Origin of the sequence: Chitinilyticum piscinae (assembly GCF_015223195.1) — a bacterium.
Taxonomy (GTDB): Bacteria; Pseudomonadota; Gammaproteobacteria; order Burkholderiales; family Chitinibacteraceae; genus Chitinilyticum; species Chitinilyticum piscinae.
Map to the genome: position 1 here is coordinate 1 of NZ_JADFUA010000005.1, position 21,732 is coordinate 21,732.

General features: G+C 59.3%; 22 protein-coding genes and 1 tRNA gene. 6 read left to right on the forward strand and 17 right to left on the reverse strand.

Annotation, left to right across the window (positions count from 1 at the left end; genetic code table 11):
• Positions 1–2,322, reverse strand: a 2,322-nt coding sequence (locus tag INR99_RS09435; RefSeq protein WP_194116104.1) for a retention module-containing protein, incomplete at its 3' end; no start/stop codon positions are given.
• Positions 2,323–2,422: 100 nt separating this feature from the next.
• On the reverse strand, positions 2,423–3,097 hold the full coding sequence (locus INR99_RS09440) for a helix-turn-helix transcriptional regulator (RefSeq protein WP_228098187.1): 675 nt from the start codon (positions 3,095–3,097) through the stop codon (positions 2,423–2,425).
• Between the two features lie 224 nt (positions 3,098–3,321).
• Here INR99_RS09440 and dbpA point away from each other — a divergent pair, with 224 nt between their 5' ends.
• Positions 3,322–4,707 (forward strand): ATP-dependent RNA helicase DbpA, encoded by a 1,386-nt coding sequence (dbpA, locus tag INR99_RS09445; protein ID WP_194116105.1) that lies wholly within the window; start codon positions 3,322–3,324, stop codon positions 4,705–4,707.
• A 41-nt stretch (positions 4,708–4,748) separates the two neighbouring features.
• Here the strand turns inward: dbpA and INR99_RS09450 are convergent, their stop codons facing one another.
• The 5 genes from INR99_RS09450 to INR99_RS09470 all read right to left on the reverse strand — a co-directional run bounded on the left by INR99_RS09450 (position 4,749) and on the right by INR99_RS09470 (position 8,772).
• Positions 4,749–5,606 (reverse strand): CheR family methyltransferase, encoded by an 858-nt coding sequence (locus INR99_RS09450; RefSeq protein ID WP_194116106.1) that lies wholly within the window; start codon positions 5,604–5,606, stop codon positions 4,749–4,751.
• A 68-nt stretch (positions 5,607–5,674) separates the two neighbouring features.
• Positions 5,675–6,064 carry a DnaJ family domain-containing protein gene (locus INR99_RS09455; RefSeq protein ID WP_194116107.1) on the reverse strand — a complete coding sequence of 130 codons (390 nt, stop codon included), beginning with the start codon at positions 6,062–6,064 and terminating at the stop codon, positions 5,675–5,677.
• The gene (gene ubiD, locus INR99_RS09460) at positions 6,061–7,605 is read right to left on the reverse strand and encodes a 4-hydroxy-3-polyprenylbenzoate decarboxylase (protein ID WP_194116108.1); all 1,545 of its coding nucleotides are present in this window, start codon (positions 7,603–7,605) and stop codon (positions 6,061–6,063) included. Before ubiD ends, INR99_RS09455 begins: the two co-directional genes overlap by 4 nt.
• Positions 7,606–7,669: 64 nt before the next feature.
• Positions 7,670–8,575, reverse strand: coding sequence for a D-hexose-6-phosphate mutarotase (locus INR99_RS09465; RefSeq protein WP_194116109.1), 906 nt, complete (start codon positions 8,573–8,575; stop codon positions 7,670–7,672).
• 122 nt (positions 8,576–8,697) lie between these two features.
• A tRNA-Arg gene (locus tag INR99_RS09470) sits at positions 8,698–8,772 on the reverse strand.
• A 201-nt stretch (positions 8,773–8,973) separates the two neighbouring features.
• Between INR99_RS09470 and INR99_RS09475 the strand changes: the two genes are divergently transcribed.
• From INR99_RS09475 to INR99_RS09485, 3 genes are all read left to right on the forward strand, one after another.
• Positions 8,974–9,774 carry a ParA family protein gene (locus INR99_RS09475; RefSeq protein WP_194116110.1) on the forward strand — a complete coding sequence of 267 codons (801 nt, stop codon included), beginning with the start codon at positions 8,974–8,976 and terminating at the stop codon, positions 9,772–9,774.
• A gap of 91 nt (positions 9,775–9,865) precedes the next feature.
• Positions 9,866–11,101, forward strand: a complete 1,236-nt coding sequence (locus INR99_RS09480; protein WP_194116111.1) for a lipoprotein-releasing ABC transporter permease subunit — start codon at positions 9,866–9,868, stop codon at positions 11,099–11,101.
• Positions 11,094–11,783: an ABC transporter ATP-binding protein gene (locus INR99_RS09485; protein WP_194116112.1), complete on the forward strand. Its 690-nt coding sequence runs from the start codon at positions 11,094–11,096 to the stop codon at positions 11,781–11,783. The genes INR99_RS09480 and INR99_RS09485 overlap by 8 nt, the downstream gene beginning before the upstream one ends.
• 48 nt (positions 11,784–11,831) lie before the next feature.
• On the opposite strand, the gene INR99_RS09490 is transcribed toward INR99_RS09485, so the two are convergent.
• A complete protein-coding gene (locus INR99_RS09490) occupies positions 11,832–12,341 on the reverse strand; it encodes a DUF1993 domain-containing protein (RefSeq protein WP_194116113.1) in 510 nt (169 codons plus the stop codon).
• Positions 12,342–12,467: 126 nt separating this feature from the next.
• Between INR99_RS09490 and mscL the strand changes: the two genes are divergently transcribed.
• Positions 12,468–12,893: a large conductance mechanosensitive channel protein MscL gene (gene mscL, locus INR99_RS09495; RefSeq protein WP_194116114.1), complete on the forward strand. Its 426-nt coding sequence runs from the start codon at positions 12,468–12,470 to the stop codon at positions 12,891–12,893.
• Positions 12,894–12,984: 91 nt separating this feature from the next.
• Here the strand turns inward: mscL and INR99_RS09500 are convergent, their stop codons facing one another.
• Positions 12,985–13,605, reverse strand: coding sequence for a peptidylprolyl isomerase (locus INR99_RS09500; protein WP_194116115.1), 621 nt, complete (start codon positions 13,603–13,605; stop codon positions 12,985–12,987).
• Between INR99_RS09500 and INR99_RS09505 the strand changes: the two genes are divergently transcribed.
• Positions 13,604–13,861 carry a hypothetical protein gene (locus tag INR99_RS09505; RefSeq protein ID WP_194116116.1) on the forward strand — a complete coding sequence of 86 codons (258 nt, stop codon included), beginning with the start codon at positions 13,604–13,606 and terminating at the stop codon, positions 13,859–13,861. The genes INR99_RS09500 and INR99_RS09505 overlap by 2 nt on opposite strands.
• On the opposite strand, the gene INR99_RS09510 is transcribed toward INR99_RS09505, so the two are convergent.
• The 8 genes from INR99_RS09510 to der form a co-directional block, all read right to left on the reverse strand.
• Positions 13,858–15,153 (reverse strand): adenylosuccinate synthase, encoded by a 1,296-nt coding sequence (locus tag INR99_RS09510; RefSeq protein ID WP_194116117.1) that lies wholly within the window; start codon positions 15,151–15,153, stop codon positions 13,858–13,860. The two genes, INR99_RS09505 and INR99_RS09510, sit on opposite strands and share 4 nt — an antisense overlap.
• 156 nt (positions 15,154–15,309) lie before the next feature.
• Positions 15,310–16,452 carry an ATP phosphoribosyltransferase regulatory subunit gene (locus tag INR99_RS09515; RefSeq protein ID WP_194116118.1) on the reverse strand — a complete coding sequence of 381 codons (1,143 nt, stop codon included), beginning with the start codon at positions 16,450–16,452 and terminating at the stop codon, positions 15,310–15,312.
• A 64-nt stretch (positions 16,453–16,516) separates the two neighbouring features.
• A complete protein-coding gene (locus INR99_RS09520; protein ID WP_194116119.1) occupies positions 16,517–16,702 on the reverse strand; it encodes a DUF2065 domain-containing protein in 186 nt (61 codons plus the stop codon).
• Entirely contained in the window at positions 16,699–17,577 is an 879-nt protein-coding gene (hflC, locus tag INR99_RS09525) for a protease modulator HflC (protein WP_194116120.1), read from the reverse strand. The genes INR99_RS09520 and hflC overlap by 4 nt, the downstream gene beginning before the upstream one ends.
• Positions 17,578–17,587: 10 nt before the next feature.
• Positions 17,588–18,745 carry an FtsH protease activity modulator HflK gene (hflK, locus tag INR99_RS09530; RefSeq protein WP_194116121.1) on the reverse strand — a complete coding sequence of 386 codons (1,158 nt, stop codon included), beginning with the start codon at positions 18,743–18,745 and terminating at the stop codon, positions 17,588–17,590.
• Entirely contained in the window at positions 18,742–19,848 is a 1,107-nt protein-coding gene (gene hflX, locus INR99_RS09535) for a GTPase HflX (RefSeq protein ID WP_194116122.1), read from the reverse strand. The genes hflK and hflX overlap by 4 nt, the downstream gene beginning before the upstream one ends.
• An 85-nt stretch (positions 19,849–19,933) precedes the next feature.
• Positions 19,934–20,185 carry an RNA chaperone Hfq gene (gene hfq, locus INR99_RS09540; RefSeq protein WP_194116123.1) on the reverse strand — a complete coding sequence of 84 codons (252 nt, stop codon included), beginning with the start codon at positions 20,183–20,185 and terminating at the stop codon, positions 19,934–19,936.
• Positions 20,186–20,328: 143 nt separating this feature from the next.
• Positions 20,329–21,726 (reverse strand): ribosome biogenesis GTPase Der, encoded by a 1,398-nt coding sequence (gene der, locus INR99_RS09545; RefSeq protein WP_194116124.1) that lies wholly within the window; start codon positions 21,724–21,726, stop codon positions 20,329–20,331.
• Between the last annotated feature and the right edge of the window lie 6 nt (positions 21,727–21,732).

Consider the following 21,732-nt stretch of genomic DNA (forward strand, 5'->3'; position numbering starts at 1 on the left):
GAGGGTGACCGTGTCACCCGTCGTCAGTCGCTGGACGGCGGCACTGTCATTGGCCAGCACGAAGCTGTAGCTGCCATTGGCGTTGAGCTGCAAGGTGCCGTAGTCAGTCAGCACCGTCGACAACCCGGCCGGGGCAACCACCGTGCCGCTGCCGTCCCAGCTGACAAAGCTCTTGGGGTCGTCGGCGCCGTTGAGGTCATTGCTCAGCACAGAGGCACTGAGCGACTGGGTCGCACCGTCTTCGCGGACGCTCGGGGTGTCGTTGACCGCTTGTGGCAGGTCGTCCACCACCTTCACATCCAGCGAGGCGGTCTGACTGTCGCCGTCACGGTCCATCACCTTCACCGCAAAGCTGTCCAGCATGCTGTTGCTGCCGTCGCCCGTGGGGTGGTTTGCGTCATTGACCAGCGTATAGCTGTAGCTGACCGTGCCGTTGCTGTAGCCCGTCACCGTCAGCGTGCCCAGTGCCGAGCTGACGCTGTGATCCGTGGCCAGGGTGCCATCGGCATTGACCACCTGCTTGCTGCCGATCCACAGGCCTGCAAAGCCATCCGGGGTGCTGACGCTGAAGCTGCCGGTCTGCGTGAGCGCTCCGGCATCCGGGCTGCGCCCGTCGGCCAGATTGGCTTCATAGACGGTTTCTTCGGCACCTTCGCCCGACAGGCCGGTGATGCTGACCCCGTCATTGGCACCCTGGATGCTGATCACCAGCTGGGCGCTGGACGGGTCGCCGTCGGCATCCTGCATGGTGTAGCCCACCGTGAGGGTGACCGTGTCACCCGTCGTCAGTCGCTGGACGGCGGCACTGTCATTGGCCAGCACGAAGCTGTAGCTGCCATTGGCGTTGAGCTGCAAGGTGCCGTAGTCGGCCAGCACCGTCGACAACCCGGCCGGGGCAACCACCGTGCCGCTGCCGTTCCAGCTGATAAAGCTCTTGGGGTCGTCGGCACCGTTGAGGTCGTTATCAAGCACATTGCCTGATGCGCCAATGGACTCGCTTTCTTCCCCATAGCCATCTTCGCTTAACTTGACAGCGTCATCGATGGCTTGCGGTACCGTATCCAGAATATTGATCGATCCCGTATCCGTACCTGTCTGACCCAGTTGATCCGTCAAGGAAATACTGATGCTGTCACTCAAGGCTCCATTGCTATGATCCTGACCGCCGGGATTGACGACAAACTCATAACTCAAGGTCCCGGTCTGGCTGTCAAAGCCGGTGAGAATGAGTGTCCCGTGTTCGGTCACAAATTCGGCAGGTGAGCCGCCAAGATTCAGCAGCTGTGCAAGTGTTAGGGTAATGCTGCCTTCACTTCCGGTCAGAGTGACACTGGCAATACCACCATCAGCCTGCAGCAGAATATTGCCGGTCACTCCAGCCTGGGCATTTTCAACGATGGTATTGTTGCCTGCCGCCTCTCCGTTGCTGTCTAAGAAATCGACAACGGGAGGATCCACAGGCGTCACGCCAATCTTCACCGTTGCGGTATCAACCCCGCCTTTTCCGTCGGTAATGGTGTAGGTAAAGCTGCCGCTGCCGTTGAAACCCTCATCCGGTGTAAACACTACCTTGCCGTCGATTAGGGCTACAGTGCCATTGACTGCGCCCTGCACACTGATGATGGTCAGCGGGTCACCTTCCGGATCGGTGTCATTGGCCAGCAAGACGGCTGGATCAATAGTCAGCGGCGTGTTTTCACGAGTAATCAGGGCATCATTGATCGCATCCGGAATCGTGCCATCATCCACAGCATCGGGTGGCTGGTTGACTGCCGGTGGTGTTCCGGGATCGGAATTGGCAATCGGGTCAAGCAGGTTGACATTGATGCCACCCGTATCAAATCCGCTACTCAAAGTACGCTGGGTATCATTGAAGGCGACAACCACGATGCTGCCACCGCCGTCATCCCCCCCGCCACCGGCCCCTGTCGGCCCAGCTGCGGTTGCTTCGGTAATTTGGGTCGGGTCGACGCCCTGAGCAATCAATTGCTGGATTTTTTCAGCATCACTGACCTCGGCAGCCCGATCTGCCGGAGCCGCAGCCAATTCATCTGCAGGTTTGAAGACGTCGAAGTCCAGCAGCATGCTGCTATTGCGCCCCAGATCGAGATGCTGGCCATTCTGAAAGGCAATACTGACGCTGCCGTCCTGCGTCTGGATGGTCTCGTTCTGGAAAACGGTATCACCGGCCTTGAGTTGCCGAACCACACCGGCACTATCCACAGCAGTGACTTCACCCGTCACCGCCTTGACCGTACCGATACCTTGCGCAGTCGCGCTGCCCTTGATGGTTTGGGTGGATACCCCGCTTTGCCTGGCCATGATGCACCTCCATAGAGGAAATCAACTATCCCGATTGGATATAGGAATGCTTCAGGCTCAATTTAGGCTGTTGCGGTCAGCCCCCCCTCGTACTTAGGTACTAGGAATCCTGCGCGGCCTGACCGTTGGTCGATTGCTGCTGGTGCAAGAGCAAAGCCAGCTGCAGGCGATCTGCCACCCCGAGTTTGCTGAAGACGGCTGTCAGATGGGTTTTGACCGTGCGATCGGTAATATTCAGGGCACGGGCAATCTGCTTGTTGCTCGAGCCATCAGCCACCAGTTGCGCTACGTCGCGTTCGCGACCGGTCAAGGTTTGCAAGGCGCCTGCAGTTGGTGTAGCCATCGCCTCGCTGCGCTGTTGTAGATGCTGCATGAACAGTGGCCAGGCCCGGGCTGAAAGCCAGAATCCCCCTTGTGAGACCACCGCGATGATGCGGCGGCAGTCCTCCACTTTCAGGGCAGGATCACAACAGGCCAGAATGCCACAGCCCAGCCAGTGGAGCTCCTCCTGCTCGCTGAATCGGCGTCCGGCGAGCAACATCCGGCAGCGCCGCGCCAGCAGTGCCACCCAGCGCTCCAACACGACAGCGGGCATGCGGGCATCCAGCACGAGCAACTGCTCCTGCCCAAGTTGTTCAAGCGCCAGCAATTCGCAGCCTTCATGGCTGCATATTGGCGCTTGCTCCTCAAGAACCTGCTGCCAGGCGAGCCGGAAAGCCCGGCGACCAGAAACAATGTGCTGCACCTTGACCTTGCCCGCCGGCCAAGCCGGCATTAACGCTGCTTTACTTTTTATAGGCGGAAGCCGTCAATCTGCTGTCGCAATCAGCCGTGAAATGTCGACGGGGATCAGAGGAAACAATACATGCGTACGTATAGCCGTATAGTCGATTGAAAACATAGCAACCTGGCACATACCCACCACCCTCATCGCGTCGTCGCACACACTGGCGGGCGCCGATTCGGCTACAATAACAGCCCATACCGAGGTACCGACACGTGACGACATCCCGCTTTGCTTCGCTCAATCTCTCTGCCGATTTTCTGGGCAATCTGGATAGCCTTGGCTACCGGGAAATGACAGCAATCCAGGCAGCGGCGCTACCGGATGCGCTGGATGGCCGGGATCTGATCGCCCAGGCCAAGACGGGCAGCGGCAAAACCGCGACGTTTGGCATTCCGATTCTGCACAAGCTGAATCCGCGCTTTTTCGGCATTCAGGCACTGGTGCTGTGCCCGACGCGCGAACTGGCCGACCAGGTTGCCAATGAGCTACGCCGGCTGGCACGCCACATCGACAATGTGAAGATCGTGACGCTGTGCGGTGGCGTCCCAATGGGGCCGCAGATCGGTTCGCTTGAACACGGAGCGCATATTGTTGTTGGCACCCCGGGGCGCATCCAGGATCACCTCTACCGGGAAACGCTCGACCTGTCGCGCATCAGCACGCTGGTCTTGGATGAGGCCGACCGCATGGTGGACATGGGCTTTGTCGACGATATCACGCGCATCGTGCGGGCCTGTCCGCGCTTTCGCCAGACGCTGCTGTTTTCGGCCACTTATCCGGACAGCATCCGCAAGATTGCATCACCCTTCCTGCGCAGCCCGCTGGAAATCAAGGTGGAAAGCCAGCATACCAGCAAGCTGATCGAGCAGCGCTTTTATGCCTGCGAACACGAATCACGCAATGAGGTGGTCGCCGAACTGCTGCGGCATTACCGCCCAGTGTCGGCACTGGCGTTCTGCAATACCAAGATCCATTGCCGCGAACTGGTCGAGCAGCTGCAGGATGCCGGCTTCTATGCCCTGCCACTGTATGGTGAACTGGAACAGCGGGATCGTGATGCAACACTGGTACAGTTTGCCAACCGCAGCATCAGTGTACTGGTCGCGACCGACGTCGCCGCACGCGGGCTGGATATCTCCGGCATCGATCTGGTGATCAATGTGGACATCGCCAAGGATACGGAAATTCACATCCACCGGATCGGCCGCACGGGCCGTGCCGGCGAGAAAGGCATGGCGGTCAGTATCGCCAGTCCACAGGAAAAAAAATGGGTGCGCTTCATCGAGGAATATCAGGGCGGCCCGGTGCGCTGGTACGAGCGCGATAGCCTCAACGACCCGGATGGCGCCCCGTTGCTGCCTCCGATGAAAACACTGAACATTGCCGGCGGCAAAAAGGACAAGCTGCGCCCGGGCGATATTCTGGGCGCGCTCACCGGCGATGGCGGACTGAGCGGACAGCAAGTTGGCAAGATCGCGGTATTTGACCAGCAGAGTTTTGTAGCCATTGATCGCAGCGTGGCCGACAAGGTATTCCGCCAGCTGGAACGCAGCAAGATGAAAGGTCGCGAATTCAAGATGCGCTGGATCGGTCTCTAGCCAAGAGCGCGGCCAGCTGCAGGGCTGGTCGCACCCGAAAACTAGTAACTGCGCAGCGGGGCTCCCCCTGTCGACGGCGCCCCAGCCAGTTCGTACACCGTCTTGCCCTGGAGGCGGAAGTAATCTGCCGCGTGATACAGGTTTTCCGAATGCCCGACAAACAGCAAACCGTCCGGCTTCATCAGCGGAGCAAAGCGCTGCAGGATTTTGAGCTGGGTCGGCTTGTCGAAGTAGATCATCACGTTGCGGCAGAAAATCGCATCAAACGGGCCGCGCACCAGCCAGGAAGCCTCGATCAGATTCAGCTTGCGAAACACGATCATGTCGCGCAGTTCCTGCTTGACGCGGTAGGTTCGGCCATCGGCCTGCTTGTCAAAGAAACGACTGACACGCGCCGCACCGATTTTCTGCACTTCCTCGGCGTTGTAGATCCCGTTCTTGGCCACCTCGAGTACATTGGTATCCAAATCGGTTGCGACAATCTTCACCGGCGGGCGCAGCGTATCGAAGGCCTCGCAAGCGGTCATCGCAATCGTATAGGGCTCCTCGCCCGTGCTGGATGCCGAACACCAGACATTGAGCCCACCCAGGGCTGAGCGCTGCTTGCGCAGATGCTCGGCCAGAATCGGGAAATGATGCGCCTCGCGAAAAAACGAAGTGAGGTTGGTGGTCAGCGAGTTGGTGAACAGCTCGAATTCCTTGCTGTCGCCACGCTCCAGCACCCGCAGATAGTCGTTGAAGGTCTGCAGATTCAACGCACGCAAGCGCTTGGCCAGCCGGCCGTACACCATATCCTGCTTGGACGGTGCCAGCGCGATACCCGCGTAGTCGTAGATCATCTTGCGGACTTTTTCGAAATCGGCCTGGGTGAACTGAAATTCGCGGGAACTGGAAATCATGGGCTCACTCGGATGAGGTTATGTTGGGGATACTGGCACACGGCAAGCCGCGCCAGCCACTGGGCTTACTACGATATAGCACCTGCACTGGTGGGCTGCGCAAAACGCTGCGCCAATTGCGAGCCATAGTACTCGACCCGCAAGGCAGCGTGCCCCTGCTGCAGCAGGAACAGATTGATGCGGGCCAGCCGCGCCAGCAGTGCCGGGCGGCAGTCGGCACAGGCCGTTACCAGTTGTAGGCTGATTTCGACCGCTTCACGGTGCTGCTCGATCTCGGGCGGGATATAGCCCGCGTTTTTCAGTGGGCGATAAGCAATGCGCTGATGCTCGGGCAGCAGTGGGTCAATCGCTTCTTGTGGCAAGGGCTGCCCCATGCCGGGCAGATTATCGAACTCCCCTGCATCGCGCGCCGCCTCGATGCGGCGCTCGGCGAGCTCAAGCAGCAAACCGAAACTCATCGGCCAAGACCCAGGCTGGCAGGATCGATTTCAGCCAGCAGCGCATCGATGCGTGCCACGGCAGCGCCATCGCGTTCGATCACCCGGCCCCATTCGCGATTGGTTTCACCCGGCCACTTGTTGGTGGCATCCAGCCCCATCTTGCCGCCCAGGCCGCTGATGGGCGAAGCAAAATCGAGATAATCAATCGGCGTGTTTTCCACCAGCACTGTGTCGCGCACCGGATCCATGCGCGTGGTGATTGCCCAGATGACCTCCTGCCAGCTGCGCGCATCGACATCGTCATCCACCACCACAATGTACTTGGTGTACATGAACTGACGCAGGAAGGACCACACACCGAAGAGCACGCGCTTGGCGTGACCGGGGTATTGCTTCTTGATCGAAACGATCGCCATCCGGTAGCTGCAGCCTTCGGGCGGCAGATAGAAATCGGTGATTTCCGGGAACTGCTTTTGCAGGATCGGCACGAAAACTTCATTCAGTGCCACCCCCAGCATCGCCGGCTCATCAGGCGGCTTGCCGGTATAGGTGCTGTGATAGACCGGATTGTCGCGATGCGTGATGCAGTCGATTTCGAACACCGGAAACCAGTCCTGTTCGTTGTAGTAACCAGTGTGATCCCCGTACGGCCCCTCCAGCGCATGCAGGTAACCATTGATTTCCTTGATGGGGACGCCATGCTCTGAAACACCACTGAACCCCGGCTCGCAGGGCTTGATGGCGCCTTCGAGCACGATTTCTGCAGTGGCCGGCACCTGCAGATCGCTGCCGATGCAGCGGGTCAACTCGGTCTTGCTGCCACGCAGGAGGCCGGCGAACTGGTATTCGGACAGCGTGTCCGGCACCGGCGTAACAGCGCCGAGGATCGTAGCCGGATCACAGCCCAGCACCACGGCAATCGGGAATGGCTGGCCCGGATTTTGTGCGGCATGTTCGCGAAAATCCAGCGCGCCGCCCCGATGCGCCAGCCAGCGCATGATCACCTGATTTTTTGCGATCACCTGCTGCCGGTAGATGCCGAGATTCTGGCGCTTCTTGCCCGGCCCGCGCGTGACCACCAGCCCCCAGGTAATCAGCGGGGCCACATCACCGGGCCAGCAGTGCTGCACCGGAATCGTGCCCAGATCAACCTCGCTGCCTTCCAGCACATTCTGCTGCACCTGTCCCTTGCCGATTTCTTTCGGCGACATGGACAGCACCTGCTTCAGCAGCGGCAATTTGTCCCAGGCATCGCGCAAGCCTTTGGGCGGCTCGGGCTCTTTCAGATACGCCAGCGTCTTGCCGATCTCGCGCAACGCCGAGGTGTCCTGCGCGCCCATTCCCAACGCAACACGTCTGGGAGTACCAAACAGATTGCCCAGTACCGGCATGCGGTACCCGGGCACATTTTCAAACAGGATCGCCGGCCCTTGTGCGCGCAGGACGCGATCGCACAGTTCGGTCATTTCCAGGCGGGGCGATACCGGCACACTCAGCCGGCGCAATTCGCCCTGCTGCTCCAACCCCTTCATGAAATCGCGCAAATCTCGGTATTGCATGGCTTTTCCCGTGAAAACGCCCGGACTCGCCGGGCGCATATACATTAGCACGTACCAGCCGGAATCATCCGGAAATAGTCATGTTCGCGCGATATACCTCACCCGGCTTCAGGGTGATGGCATTATCGAACGCATCGCCCCGCTCAACACAGACAAAGCCGGTATACGCGGGACCGATATCACCGCCCTTGAGGGCATTGGTCCCCGGATTCCAGACAATCGCGCTGCGCGTGTCACTATCGATACGGGTTTGCCCTGAGGGCGTGCGGATGATCTGTACCGCCGGTACATCAAGATAAACCGAATCATGAACATCGCGGATGACCACATCGCCTTCATTATGCAGGCGGGTGATGCCACCCAGGGTATTGATCTGTTCGCAGCCAGCCAGCCCCTCGATCACGCATTCGGCCACATTCGGCACGGCAAAGTAGCTATGCATGGCAGCGGTAAATTCGACCGGCACATGCCCCTGATGTTCCGCCTCCAGCATCACGGTCAGCTCGCTGCCGACGGTGATGGCAAAGCGGAAATGGAAATGATGCGGCCACATCTCGCGGGTCAGCAAGGTATCCTTCAGGCCGAGCACCAGCTGATGGCGGCCGTCGGCGAGTACCTCGGCACTTTCCAGTTGCCAGTCGCTGGTGCGCGCGAAACCGTGCGCCGGCAGCCCGCGACTCTTGTCTGGATGGCCACCAAACCATGGCAGGCACAGTGGAATGCCGCCGCGGATCGCTTTGCCGGGATTGAATTTGGCCAGCGGCGACAGCCAGAGCAGGTCACGCCCGCCCTGCGGCACGAAGGACAGCAGATGCGCCCCCTGCAGGGCAAGGACAGCGCGCCCGTGGGCATTCTGGATTTCCAGTACGGGCAGTCCTGCCCCACGTCCCGGATACAACTCGTCCGAGGAACGCAGAACGACTCCGGGCACGGCAGCAAGCAGCTGGGCCAGATCGGCTGGACTGGTCATTGGAAATCTCCCTTTGGCAAAACGGGCATTGTAATGCATGGAGCCAAGCCGCGGCAAAGCCGGGGAGCGTCACCTTACATGCCGTTGCGCCGGGACAAGGGTAGAGAAAAAGCAGGCGAGGATGGCGGCCCCAACAGGAATCGAACCTGTAACTAGCCCTTAGGAGGGGCTTGTTATATCCATTTAACTATGAGGCCTGCCCAAGATGCATCCGCCGCCTCCGGACGAAGGCGTGTCTGACGCTGGCGCATGATACCGAAGCAGCGCAAAAACGGGAAGCTGCCATGGTCGCCCGCCCGGCATCGCGGTTGCATCCTTGTCGCCCGGATGCACGCAGTGCTGGCCGGGATACGCGCTTTGCTCTAAGGTGGCGGTTTGTCGCAATCGTGGAGCCGGTCATGAGCGTCATTGCCGTTTTCAACCAGAAAGGCGGGGTCGGAAAAACCACCATCGCGGTGCATCTGGCCGCAGCTCTGGCCCGCAATGGCGTTGAAACGATCGTGATCGACCTGGATCCACAGGCGCACCTGACCTCGGTCTGGCGGCCGCAAGCCAAGGCCAATGAATCCATCTACCGCTTCTATCAGGGCAGCTGCCAGCTGCTTGATCTGGCGCGCCCGCTGGATCGCCATGTGCATTTCATCCCTTCGCACATCGAACTCTCCCGCGTGGATGCCATGGTCAGCCGCCATCGCGATAATCTCTGGCGGCTCAAGCTGGCACTGGAAGCCGAAATGCTGGCTGGCAGCGACATACCTATCATCATCGATTGCAGCCCGATGCTGGGGGTACTGGCTTTTTCGGCACTGCTTGCGGCTGACATGGTATTGATTCCGGTTGCGGCCGAGTATCTGGCACTCAACGGCGCGCACCTGCTCGACAATACGCTGGCAGGTCTGGAAAAATTCCAGCCTCGGGTACCTCGCCGCTACCTGCTCAACCGCTACCAGCCCAATGCGCCGACCTCGCAGAAAATCCTGCAGCAGCTCAATCGGCATTATCCCGGCGAAGTTCTGCAGACGCGCATTCACGAGAACATCGACATCATCGAAGCCATCGGCGCAGGCACCGATGTGTTTACATCGACTCCTAATGGCAGCGGCGGCACCGATTTTGCGTTTTTGCTCGATGAGCTGGTCGAACAGGGTCTGATGCACGCCACGCCATCAAGCCGCGAGCAGACTCTGCTCGGGCTGTAGCTCACCGCAAGGCCTGCTGCTGCGGCATTTCTCACACCGCTGCACCGCAGCACAATGGTAAACTGCGCCCTCGCCAACCCGACGGCCTGCCATGTTCGAATTTCTGCTGGGCTTGCGCTACACGCGCGCCAAACGCCGCAACGGCTTCATTTCCTTCATCTCGCTGGTCTCCATCTTGGGCATCGCGCTCGGCGTCGCCGCGCTGATCATCGTGCTGTCCGTCATGAACGGTTTCCAGCAGGAAGTCCGCAACCGCATTCTCGGCATGACGGCACATGTCACGATCAGCTCCCCCGAAGGCCAGTTACATGACTGGGAACATGCCGCCGACGTCGCCAGCAAACAAAACGAAGTGATCGGCACCGCTCCCTTCGTGCTCGGTCAGGGACTACTGACCAGCGGTGAGCAGGTCAAGGGCACGCTGATCCGCGGCATCGATCCGCAACACGAAGGTTCAGTCAGCGAAATCCCGCAAAAAATGGCCATCGGCTCGCTGGCAGACCTGCGGCCGGGTGAATTCAACATCGTCATTGGCTGGGAAATGGCACGCGAGCTGGGCGTCAATCTGGGCGACAAGATCACCCTGATCACGCCCCAGGGTCAAGTCACTCCCGCCGGGATGATCCCCCGGCTCAAGCAGTTCAAGGTCGTTGGCGTCTTCAAGGCGGATTATTACCCGTACGATTCGAGTCTTGGCCTGTTGAATCTGCAGGATGCCCAGCGCCTCTTCCGACTGGGTGACGCCGTGAGCGGCGTGCACGTCAAACTGTCCGACATCATGCTGGCACGCCAATTGGCGCCGAAAATCAACGCTGGCCTGCCCAATCTCTACGTCAACGACTGGACGCACGAAAATCCAACGTATTTCCGCGCAGTTGAAATCGAAAAGCGCATGATGTTCATCATCCTCACGCTGATCGTGGCCGTCGCGGCATTCAATCTGGTGTCGACACTGGTCATGCTGGTCACCGACAAGCAGGCCGATATCGCCATTCTGCGCACACTCGGCGCCTCACCGGGCAGCATCATGCGCATTTTCATGATCCAGGGAGCCATTTCCGGCTTCATGGGAACCGCCGCTGGCGTGATCGGCGGTGTAGTGGTCGCACTGAACATCGGCACCATCGTGCCCTTTATCGAACGCCTGCTGGGCACGCGCATTCTCTCGCCGGATGTGTACCTGATTACCGAACTGCCATCACGGGTCATCCCGTCCGACGTTAGCAGCATCGCCATCATTTCCTTGCTGCTGGCACTGTTTGCCACGCTCTACCCGAGCTGGCGTGCCGCCCGCATCAATCCGGCCGAGGCCCTGCGCTATGAGTAAGCCCGACGACATCATCCTCGCCGCCAGCAGCCTTGGCCGCACCTACCGTAGCGGCAAGCTGGAAACACCCGTCTTGCATGCGGTGGATTTTTCCCTGCGGCGCGGCGAAATCGTCGCGATTGTCGGCGCCTCCGGCTCGGGAAAGTCCACCCTGCTGCATTGCCTCGGCGCACTTGACACCCCTGACAGTGGCAGCGTCAGCCTGCTGGGACAAAATCCGTTTGTACTGGACGCCCGCCGCCGCGGCGAGCTGCGAAACCGCAACCTGGGTTTTGTCTACCAGTTCCACCACCTGCTGCCGGAATTCACGGCCGCGGAAAATGTGGCCATGCCCCTGATCATCCGGCGCGAGCCCCGCAAGGCGGCCCTCGCACAAGCCGTTGCCATGCTGGACAAAGTGGGACTCGGAGCCCGTTCGCATCACAAGCCGGGCGAGCTCTCCGGGGGCGAGCGTCAGCGCGCAGCCATTGCCCGGGCACTCGTGACGCAACCTGCTTGCATCCTGGCCGATGAGCCAACCGGCAATCTTGATCGCGACACGGCCGAGGGCGTGTTCGCCCTGCTATTGCAACTGTCACGCGAATGCGGCAGCGGCATCGTCATCGTGACTCACGATAACGAGTTGGCAGCGCGCTGTGACCGCATCCTGCGACTTGACCATGGCCGGCTAAACAATACATAGGTATGAGCCCGTAAGCCCTATGAATAAGCTCACTACCGAACATACCCATCAGTGATGCAAATTACCCAGGTAATCCGCCTTCCCCAGGGGCACCCCGTTATGCCGCAAAATCGCATATGCCATGCTCACATGGAAGTACAGATTGGGCAGGGCAAAATGCAGCAGGTAGAAGTCTCCCTGCAAGGGAGAATCGGGTAGCCAGGGCAGAGTGATGTGCTGCTCGCCAGCCTGCGCCAAGTCATCCGGACGCAGGCTCTCGATATAGGATTGCGTGCGGGTGATACGCTGCTGCAGTTCCGCAAACGTCGTTTCCTCATCGGCAAAGCTCGGTGCCTGCTGCCCTGCCAGCCGCGCCAGTGCTCCCTTGCTGACATCGGAAACGATCTGCACCTGGCGCAGCAGCGGATACATGTCCGGCGCCAGCCGGCTTTGTAGCAGCACCTGCGGCTCGATCTTGCGCTCGATTGCCCAAGCTTCCGCGCTGGCCAGAATGGCCGACAGATTGGCCAGCATGCGGTGGCATGTCGGGGCAATGATCTTGTAATGACTCAGACTCATGATTTACTCCGGTGCGCGAATCTCTGACGGTGACTTGCCAAGTTATGGCAATGCTGGTGTACTTCGCCTTTATAAACGCTCGGCAAGCTTTTTGCCGGCATCCCTGTTCTATGGAGAGTAAAGCGGATGTTCAAGGAGTTTCGTGAATTCGCCATGCGCGGCAATGTCATCGATCTCGCGGTCGGTGTAGTCATCGGTGCGGCCTTCGGCAAGATCGTTGATTCGCTGGTCAAGGACGTGATCATGCCGCCGCTGGGTTTCATCATCGGCAAGGTCGATTTTGCCAACCTGTTTGTCACACTGGCCGATGGCAAGGTCGCCGGCCCCTACGCCACGCTGAAGGCTGCGCAGGATGCGGGCGCAGTCACCATGAACATCGGCATGTTCATCAATACCCTGATCAGCTTCATTATTGTGGCGTTTGCCATCTTCCTGGTGGTAAAGGCGATGAACAAGCTAAAGCGTGAAGAAGCACCGGCACCGGCGGAGCCTGCAGCGACTCCGGAAGACATCGCACTGCTGCGCGAAATTCGCGATCTGCTCAAAAAGTGAAGGTATAGCCCGCCACGCCTCACCAAGCAAGGCATTCAGGCACATACATCCAAAACCCGCCATCCGGCGGGTTTTGTCTATGCAATCCCATTCATTTGCGCTTGCAGCTGCGGATGTAATCCAGCTGCGGGAAACCGGCCTTGAGATAAGCCGCGCCATCTGGTGCCGCAATACGCTGCGGATCCGGCCCCTTGCCCCAGGGCGGCATGTCACCATACCGGGTTGTCAGCTGGGGCAACACCTTGCTCAGCGATGGCTCGGTAATCACCGCAAACGGTGCTTCCCAGGGTTGTGTACCCAGGCTCTCGACCTTCTCGCCCAGCGTAATGAAGGCATGGTTGCTGCGGCTATTAGGACCACTGCCTGCAAAACTCAGATAACCTCGCTTGAAGGGCAGCAGCTCCCTTTTCACCGGATCATCGGGTATTGCGGCATAGTTGCGCGCCCCCGCCTTCAGTGGCACGACACCGAACTGGCAGAGAAAGTTGTTCACACAGCGAAACAGTGGCACATCCTGATAAAAGCCTTGCTCGACCAGCTGCAAAAAACGGGCCGCCCCCTGTGGCGCCCAGGCGGGCTGAACCAGAATATCCAGATCACCCTTGCTGGTCGTGCAGACCACATGGACGGGTTTGACTACTGGCGTGGTCGCCTGCGCCGCCAGGAGCGGCGCAGCGGCAAACACAAACGAGACGAACAGGCTCAGACGCATGCTGGAATCCATCATCCATGGTAAAGGTGCCGAGCTTAACGCAATCGGCACGAGAGAGAAATGTGGGGCGCGCAACGATGATCAGATTGCCACACCATGCAAATACCCAAATCAGTATCTTTACCTAGACATTGATTTCAATGAATTACAGGCACATACCCATATAAACTCATATCTACCCCATCAAATAAAGGGGGCGACAACCAACAAAAAACCCGCCGAAGCGGGTTTTTTGTTGCAGACCGGAAGTGCTTAGCAGCCGTAAGGGTGACGCAGCACGATGGTTTCTTCGCGATCCGGGCCGGTCGACACGATATCGATCGGGGCTTCGCAAACTTCGGCAATGCGTTCCAGATACTTGCGGGCGTTTTCCGGCAGGTCTTCCCACTTCTTCACGCCGAAGGTGGATTCGCTCCAGCCCGGCATCGATTCGTAGACCGGCGTGCAGCGGGCGATCTGCTCGGCGCCGACCGGCAGGATGTCGATCTTCTCGCCATCGAGCATATAGCCGGTGCACAGTTCGATGGTTTCGATGCCGTCCATCACGTCGAGCTTAGTCACGCACAGACCGGAAACACCGTTGATCTGGATCGAGCGCTTCAGCGCAGCGGCATCGAACCAGCCACAGCGACGCGGACGACCGGTTACCGAACCGAATTCATTGCCGCGCTTGGCCAGACCAGCACCGACATCATCGAACAACTCGGTCGGGAACGGGCCGGAACCCACGCGGGTGGTATAGGCCTTCACGATACCCAGCACATACTGCAGCATCTGCGGCGCCACACCGGCGCCGGGCGCTGCGGCACCGGCCACACAGTTGCTGGAGGTCACAAACGGATAAGTGCCGTGATCGATGTCGAGCAGCGTACCTTGCGCACCTTCGAACAGCAGCGGCTTGCCTGCCTTGTTCATGTCGTAGAGCGTGCGCGAAACATCAGCCAGCATCGGACGGATGCGTTCGGCGTGCTTGAGGGTCTCGTCATAGACCTTCTGGAAATCAACCGGCTCGACCTTGAAATAATTGACCAGCTGGAAGTTGTACCACTCGAGGTTTTCCAGCAGCTTGGCGGCAAAACGCTCCGGATGGTAGATGTCCTGCAGGCGAATCGAGCGGCGTGCGATCTTGTCTTCATAGGCCGGGCCGATGCCGCGTCCGGTGGTACCGATCTTCTTGTCGCCCTTGGCGGCTTCGCGCGCCTGGTCCAGTGCAATGTGGTACGGCAGGATCAGCGGGCAGGATTCGGCGATACGCAGACGGCTGGCAACATCGATGCCGGCAGCATCCAGTTCGTCGATTTCCTTCAGCAGTGCTTCCGGCGAAATCACCACGCCGTTACCGATAAAGCAGGCCTTGCCTGCATGCAGGATACCGGACGGGATCAGGCGCAGAACGGTCTTCTTGCCTCCAACCACCAGCGTGTGACCCGCATTGTGGCCACCCTGGAAGCGAACCACACCCTGGGCGTGATCGGTCAGCCAGTCAACAATCTTGCCCTTGCCCTCATCGCCCCATTGGGTGCCGATCACGACGACGTTTCTGCTCATTCAAAACCTCGATGCCGTTTCAGTTGCAACACATGCACACTACACAAGACAAGGCACGGGAACGCTCCTCGCGGGCGTTCCCGTGCCGTAAAAATGCAATCATACCTGCTGTTAGGGTTTTCCGCTAATCCTCAGGCGTAACGATTCAGCCTTTCATCAGGCCGCTACAACCTGCCATTGCCCGCCCTGCTCGGCCAGACGTCGATCATAGGCCACTTCCCCATCCACCACACCGAGATCGACAATAACCGTTTCGCCAGCGGCACGCAGCGCGCGAATGGCCGCAACCAGCCCAGCCTCATCCCCCTGCGGCGCCAGAATACCCGGTTTACCCTGCGGGAAGGGCAACTGGGTCAGCGCGCGCACATCAAGACTGAAACCGGTGGCAGGACGCGAACGGCCGAATTTTTCGCCCACCGAATCATAACGCCCGCCCCTTGCGACGGCATTGGCAAACCCCGGCGTGTAGGCGTTGAACACCAGCCCCGTGTGGTAATAGCTGCTGTGCAGCTCGGAAAGGTCAAAACCAACGGCAATGCCACGCACCTGCAAGGCCGATTGCAGAGCCACCAGGGTATCCAGCGCAGCGCTGACAGCCGGCAATGCGGGCAGCGCGGCACGTGCCTTCGCCAGCACATCGCTGCCACCATAACAGCGGGCCAATGCCTGCAGCCCCTGTGCGGCATCCTGCGGCAATGCCGCCGTCAATTCGATCAGACCCGGCAGATCTTTCTGCTGCAATGCCACGAACACCTGCTCGCGCAACTCTCCCTGCAGTCCGGCTGCGTCAGCCAGCGCCAGGAACAGACCGATATGCCCGATTTCCAGGCGAATATCCTTGACACCAGCCAGCGACAGACTTTCCACCATCAACTCGATGATTTCAACGTCCGCGGCAATTCCAGGCACCCCGTAGAGCTCCGCGCCGATCTGGCGCGGCTCGCGCGTAGCCAGAATGCCATCAGGGCGAGTGGTCACCACCGAGCCGGCGTAGCACAGGCGCGTGGCCCCCTGACGGTTGAGCAGATGCGCATCAATCCGCGCCACCTGCGGGGTGATATCGGCACGCAGGCCCATCTGGCGCCCGGTCAGTTCATCAACCAGCTTGAAGGTTTTCAGATCCAGCGCCCGGTCGTCCTGGGTAAACAGGGATTCGACGTACTCCACCAGCGGTGGCTGCACCAGCTCATAGCCGTAGCGGGCAAACAGGTCGAGCAGATTGCGGCGCATGGCCTCGATCTGGCGCGCCTCGGAAGGCAGCACGTCGGAGATGTATTCGGGAAGGATCCAGTTTCGCATGTTCGGAGCACAGAAAAATGCCCGCGCACGACATGGCGCGGGCTGAAACACTATTCTACCTCAGTCAGCTCGCCAGCAGCACCACCGCCAGCCCGGCCAGCAGTCCACAGAAGCCAACCAGCCGGATCTGCCGGTCCGAAAGACGCGCCAGATTGAGCATGGTGGCCCGCCAGGCCGCCGGCATCGAAAAGGGCAGAATCCCTTCGAAGACCAGCATCAGCCCGACTGCCAGCCAGAGCGTGTCACTCACTTGCCGCCACCGGCGCGGGGATTCTTCATGTACTTGAAGAATTCCGAGCTCGGGTCAAGCACCATGACGTCGCTCTTCTTGTTGAAGCTTTCGCGGTACGCATCCATGCTCTTGTAAAAGGCATAGAACTCCGGATTTTTGCCGTACGCGGCCGCGTAAATTGCCGCAGCCTTGGCGTCGCCGTCACCCTTCATCTGCTGTGCCTTGTTGTAGGCATCGGCAAGAACCACTTCGCGCTGCTTGTCGGCATCGGCCCGAATCTGGTCAGCCTGGGCGGCCCCCTCGGCACGCAGCCGGTTGGCTTCTGTCTTGCGTTCGGACTGCATGCGCTCGTATACCGAATTCAGCGTACCGGTTTCCAGCTCTACGCGCTTGAGCCGCACATCGACAATGCGCACACCAATTCGCTCGGCGTCCGCATCAGCCACCTTGCGTACTTGCCGCATCACTTCCTCGCGTTTGCCGGAAATCACATCCTGCACAGTGCGCTTGCCAAACTCGTCTCGCAGCATGTTGTTCACTGTGGTGCGCAAACGATCAGTGGCCTTGCCTTCGACCTGGCCAACGGCCTTGTAGTATTTCTCCACATCAGCGATCTGCCATTTGATATAGCTGTCAGCCAGCACATTCATCTTCTCGACGGTCTGGATCCGTGCCGGACTGGATTCGTCGATGGTCTGGATGCGTTTGTCGAAACGGCGGACCTCCTGCAGGAACGGCACCTTGAAGTAGATACCTGGCTTGCTGATGATGCGCTTGGCTTCCGAGAACTGGAACACTACAGCGTGATAGCGCTCGTCAACCGTAAAGAACGAGAGGAAAAAGGCAAAGGCGGCAAACAGGCCGATGGCCACAACGGAAAATAAACGATTCATGGCTACCCCCTTAGCGGCCGTCACGGTCGGAGCGCAGCGGCGAAGCCGGGCGCTGCGGCGCAGTTTCAGCCGGCTTGGCGCTCACCACCTCGGCTGGCTTGACCTCGCCAGCCGGCGCCGGTGCAGCGGTCTGCTGCATCAGCTTGTCCAGCGGCAGATACAGCAGATTGCCACCCTGCTTCTGATCCACAATCACCTTGGTCGATTTCTGCATCACCTGTTGCATGGTGTCGTAATACATGCGGTCGCGCGTCACCTGTGGCGACTTGGCATACTCGGCAGCAATCTTGCTGAAACGATCAGCCTCACCCTCCGCACGCGACACCACCTGCTGCTGATAGCCTTCGGCTTCCTGCAGCAGCTTGCCGGCAGTACCGCTCGCACGCGGCACGACATCGTTGTAATACGCACGCCCTTCATTGATCAGACGTTCGCGATCCTGGCGGGCCTTCACCGCATCACTGAATGCTTCCTGCACTTCCTTCGGTGCATTCACATCAGCAATGTTCACACGGGCAATCGAAATGCCGGCGTTATAACGATCCAGCAAGCCCTGCATCAGCACCTTGGTGTCTTCGCCGACCTTGGCCCGGCCTTCATTCCACACGGCATCGACATTGTTGCGACCGATCACCTCGCGAATGGCCGACTCGGCAACCTGATTCACCAGATCGCGTTCATCACCATCCTTGAAGCGGTTGTTGAACAAATAGTCCCGTGCGCTGTTCAGCGTGTACTGCACATTCAGCTTCACCTCAATGACATTCTGGTCAGCGGTCAGCACCATATTCGATGCGGATGCAGAGCCACCGCCCAGCTCCAGACTGCGGATTTCGGTCATGTTGACCAGCTCCGAGCGCTGGATCGGCCATGGCAGATGCCAGTGCAAACCCGGGCTGGCCACGGTTTCGACATAGCGGCCGAACTGGGTCAGTACGGCGTTCTCCCGTTCATCGACCACATAGAGCCCGCTTGCCACCCACAGTGCGGCAACGGCACCAACAACCAGCCCCCCTATACCGGTGAAGCCTTTCCCCGGCTGTTGCGAGGCCCCGTTGCCACCGCCACCGAACAAGGAACCAACCTTGTTGCTGACCGAGCGCAGGATTTCGTCCAGTTCGGGCGGACCGTCCTTGCGGCCACCGCGTTGCGGATCATTTTGACTCATTCATCTTCCTTGACGGATTGGTCCATAGTTTCGATCAGCGCCTGGCGCAATTCATCCAGGCCCAGGTTCTGCATGGCACTGACCCGTACCGCCACGGCACGGCCATGCTCGTCGTGCTCAACGCCGGCAGGCTGGTCGCGCAGATCGATCTTGTTCCAGACCAGCAATTGCGGAATCTGTTCCGCACCAATTTCAGCGAGCACCTTGTTGACCTCGGCAATTTGCATCTCGCGCAGGGGATGGCTGACGTCAACCACGTGCAGCAGCAGGTCCGCTTCGACCGTTTCCTCCAGCGTCGCCCGGAATGCCGCTACCAGCGTATGCGGCAACTGGCGGATGAAGCCGACAGTATCAGAGATGATGACGGAGTGCTCGGAATCAAGGTAGAGCTTGCGCGATGTCGTGTCCAGTGTGGCAAACAACTGGTCGGCAGCATAGATCTTGGCTTTGGTCAGCGCATTGAACAGCGTCGACTTGCCGGCATTGGTATATCCGACAATCGAAACGGTAAACTGGCCGCGCCGCTGGCGTGCACGGCGCTGGGTCGAGCGCTGCTTTTGCACGGTCGCCAGTTGCCCCTTCAGGCGCTTGACCCGCTCGCCAATGAGCCGGCGATCGGTTTCAAGCTGGGTTTCACCCGGCCCGCGCAACCCGATACCACCCTTCTGCCGCTCCAAGTGCGTCCAGCCGCGAATCAGCCGGGTCTGGATGTGCGCAAGCTGCGCCAACTCCACTTGCAGCTTGCCTTCCGAAGTCCGTGCGCGCTGGGCAAAGATATCGAGAATCAGGGTTGTGCGATCCAGGACGCGACATTGCAGGGCGCGCTCCAGATTGCGTTCCTGGGCGGGCGAGAGCTGGTGATTGAAAATGACCAGCTCGGCACCGTGCGTGCGAACAGCCAGCGCGATTTCATCGACTTTGCCGGTCCCGGCAAAATACGCAGGATCGGGCCGCGAACGCTTGCCCTCGACCACATCCAGTGCAGTCACCCCAGCGGATTCGACCAGTTGCACGAATTCGGCAACATCATCACGAAAATCCGGATTGCCGAAATCAAGGCAGACCAGTATGGCCTCCTCGCCCCCTTTATGACGCTCGAACATCCAGTACTCGCAGGTATACAGACATAAACTACAAAATCAAAAACCCCGCGAGGGATACCCTGCGGGGTAATTGATAACCCGACACTTAACCCTCGAGGGTAGCCGCGTTCGGGGAGTCGTGCGGAATATTGACCGGGCGCGACGGCACGACCGTGGAAATGGCGTGCTTGTAAACCATTTGCGTGACTGTATTGCGCAGCAGGACGACATACTGGTCAAACGATTCGATCTGGCCTTGCAGCTTGATGCCGTTGACCAGGTAGATGGAGACCGGTACATGTTCCTTGCGCAGGATATTCAGAAATGGGTCCTGCAACATTTGCCCCTTGGCACTCATTTATTAGTTCTCCGACTTTTGCGTTATTAGGTACCACGATTTACGACGTCGCAGTGCTCAGCGTCTTACGCTTATAGTACAAACGACGTCAAAAGCCAATAGGCTAAAGCCCCTGCCTGCCTCTGGCTGTAACTATTACCAGGTTATTTCTTCGCCTTCCCTTCGGCCAGCTTACCACGATGCTTGGTTTTCATGCGCGGATTGAGCTTGGCTGTCGGCGCCGGCTTGACCTCGAACGGGTTCTCGCTCTTCTTGAACTGCACGCGCAGCGGTGTTCCCTGCAGCTTGAACATCTTGATGAAGCTGTGTTCCAGATAGCGCCAGTATGCTGCAGGCACAGCCTCCAGCGCATTGCCGTGGATCACAACCACTGGCGGATTGGTGCCTCCTTGGTGCGCATAGCGCATTTTGGGGCGAATCTTGCCGGCCAGCGGCGGTTGCTGCCGCTCGAGGGCCAGCTGCAGGGCGCGCGTGAGTTTCGGCGTCGGAATTTTGGTCATGGCCGCCGCATAGGCCTGGTCAATCGACGCGAAGAGGTCTCCGACACCCTTGCCCTGCAGCGCCGAGATGTAATGGAACTTGGCAAAATCGAGGAACGCCAGTTTGCGGGCGATATCGCGCTTGATCTGGTCTTTCTGCTCCTGCGTGGCTGCTTCCCATTTGTTCACGGCCACCACCAGCGCACGCCCGGCCTCCAGAACAAAGCTGGCTACACGGGCATCCTGATCGGAGACATCCTGCGTGGCATCCAGCACCAGCACGGCGACATTGGCATCTTCAATTGCCTGGATGGTTTTCACGACCGAGAATTTCTCGATCACATCAGTCACCTTGCCACGGCGACGCACACCGGCCGTATCAATGATCGTGTAGTTACCGCCATTGCGTTCGAAATCGATATAGATCGAGTCGCGGGTTGTACCCGGTGCATCGAAGGCAATGACGCGTTCTTCACCGAGCACGGCATTCACCAGCGTGGACTTGCCGACATTCGGACGACCAACAATCACGAATTTCGGATGATCGGGATCTTCCTCCGGTTCCGGCTCGGGGAAGCGTTCAAGAATTTCGTTAAGCAAGGTGCGCACACCTTCGCCATGCGAAGCAGAAATCGCCACCGGCTCGCCAAGACCCAGCTCGAAGAACTCGGAAGTCACGACGGCACGATTCATGCCCTCCGCCTTGTTGACCGCCAGCCACACCGGCCGGGAGCCTTGGCGAAGCCGGTTGGCGATGATCTTGTCATGCGGGGTCAGGCCGGTACGGCCATCAACGATAAAGACAATCGCATCCGCTTCATCAACAGCCTGCAGCGTCTGCTTGGCCATCTCGAACATGATGCCTTCGTCCACCACCGGCTCGAAGCCGCCAGTGTCCACCACCAGATAGGGTTTGTCACCCACGCGGCCATGACCATAGTGACGGTCGCGAGTCAGACCCGGCTGATCGGCCACCAGCGCGTCACGCGATTTGGTCAGGCGGTTAAACAGGGTCGACTTGCCAACATTCGGGCGGCCGACCAGAGCAATCGTGGGTTTCATTCAAAT

Excerpts from the sequence above, each read along its gene's own strand:
- INR99_RS09440 (WP_228098187.1), bottom strand. The coding sequence starts at position 3,097 with ATGCCGGCTTGGCCGGCGGGCAAGGTCAAGGTGCAGCACATTGTTTCT.
- INR99_RS09450 (WP_194116106.1), bottom strand. The coding sequence starts at position 5,606 with ATGATTTCCAGTTCCCGCGAATTTCAGTTCACCCAGGCCGATTTCGAA.
- INR99_RS09455 (WP_194116107.1), bottom strand. The coding sequence starts at position 6,064 with ATGAGTTTCGGTTTGCTGCTTGAGCTCGCCGAGCGCCGCATCGAGGCG.
- ubiD (WP_194116108.1), bottom strand. The coding sequence starts at position 7,605 with ATGCAATACCGAGATTTGCGCGATTTCATGAAGGGGTTGGAGCAGCAG.
- INR99_RS09465 (WP_194116109.1), bottom strand. The coding sequence starts at position 8,575 with ATGACCAGTCCAGCCGATCTGGCCCAGCTGCTTGCTGCCGTGCCCGGA.
- INR99_RS09475 (WP_194116110.1), top strand. The coding sequence starts at position 8,974 with ATGAGCGTCATTGCCGTTTTCAACCAGAAAGGCGGGGTCGGAAAAACC.
- INR99_RS09480 (WP_194116111.1), top strand. The coding sequence starts at position 9,866 with ATGTTCGAATTTCTGCTGGGCTTGCGCTACACGCGCGCCAAACGCCGC.
- INR99_RS09485 (WP_194116112.1), top strand. The coding sequence starts at position 11,094 with ATGAGTAAGCCCGACGACATCATCCTCGCCGCCAGCAGCCTTGGCCGC.
- INR99_RS09490 (WP_194116113.1), bottom strand. The coding sequence starts at position 12,341 with ATGAGTCTGAGTCATTACAAGATCATTGCCCCGACATGCCACCGCATG.
- mscL (WP_194116114.1), top strand. The coding sequence starts at position 12,468 with ATGTTCAAGGAGTTTCGTGAATTCGCCATGCGCGGCAATGTCATCGAT.
- INR99_RS09505 (WP_194116116.1), top strand. The coding sequence starts at position 13,604 with ATGCTGGAATCCATCATCCATGGTAAAGGTGCCGAGCTTAACGCAATC.
- INR99_RS09500 (WP_194116115.1), bottom strand. The coding sequence starts at position 13,605 with ATGCGTCTGAGCCTGTTCGTCTCGTTTGTGTTTGCCGCTGCGCCGCTC.
- INR99_RS09510 (WP_194116117.1), bottom strand. The coding sequence starts at position 15,153 with ATGAGCAGAAACGTCGTCGTGATCGGCACCCAATGGGGCGATGAGGGC.
- INR99_RS09515 (WP_194116118.1), bottom strand. The coding sequence starts at position 16,452 with ATGCGAAACTGGATCCTTCCCGAATACATCTCCGACGTGCTGCCTTCC.
- hflC (WP_194116120.1), bottom strand. The coding sequence starts at position 17,577 with ATGAATCGTTTATTTTCCGTTGTGGCCATCGGCCTGTTTGCCGCCTTT.
- hflK (WP_194116121.1), bottom strand. The coding sequence starts at position 18,745 with ATGAGTCAAAATGATCCGCAACGCGGTGGCCGCAAGGACGGTCCGCCC.
- hflX (WP_194116122.1), bottom strand. The coding sequence starts at position 19,848 with ATGTTCGAGCGTCATAAAGGGGGCGAGGAGGCCATACTGGTCTGCCTT.
- hfq (WP_194116123.1), bottom strand. The coding sequence starts at position 20,185 with ATGAGTGCCAAGGGGCAAATGTTGCAGGACCCATTTCTGAATATCCTG.
- der (WP_194116124.1), bottom strand. The coding sequence starts at position 21,726 with ATGAAACCCACGATTGCTCTGGTCGGCCGCCCGAATGTTGGCAAGTCG.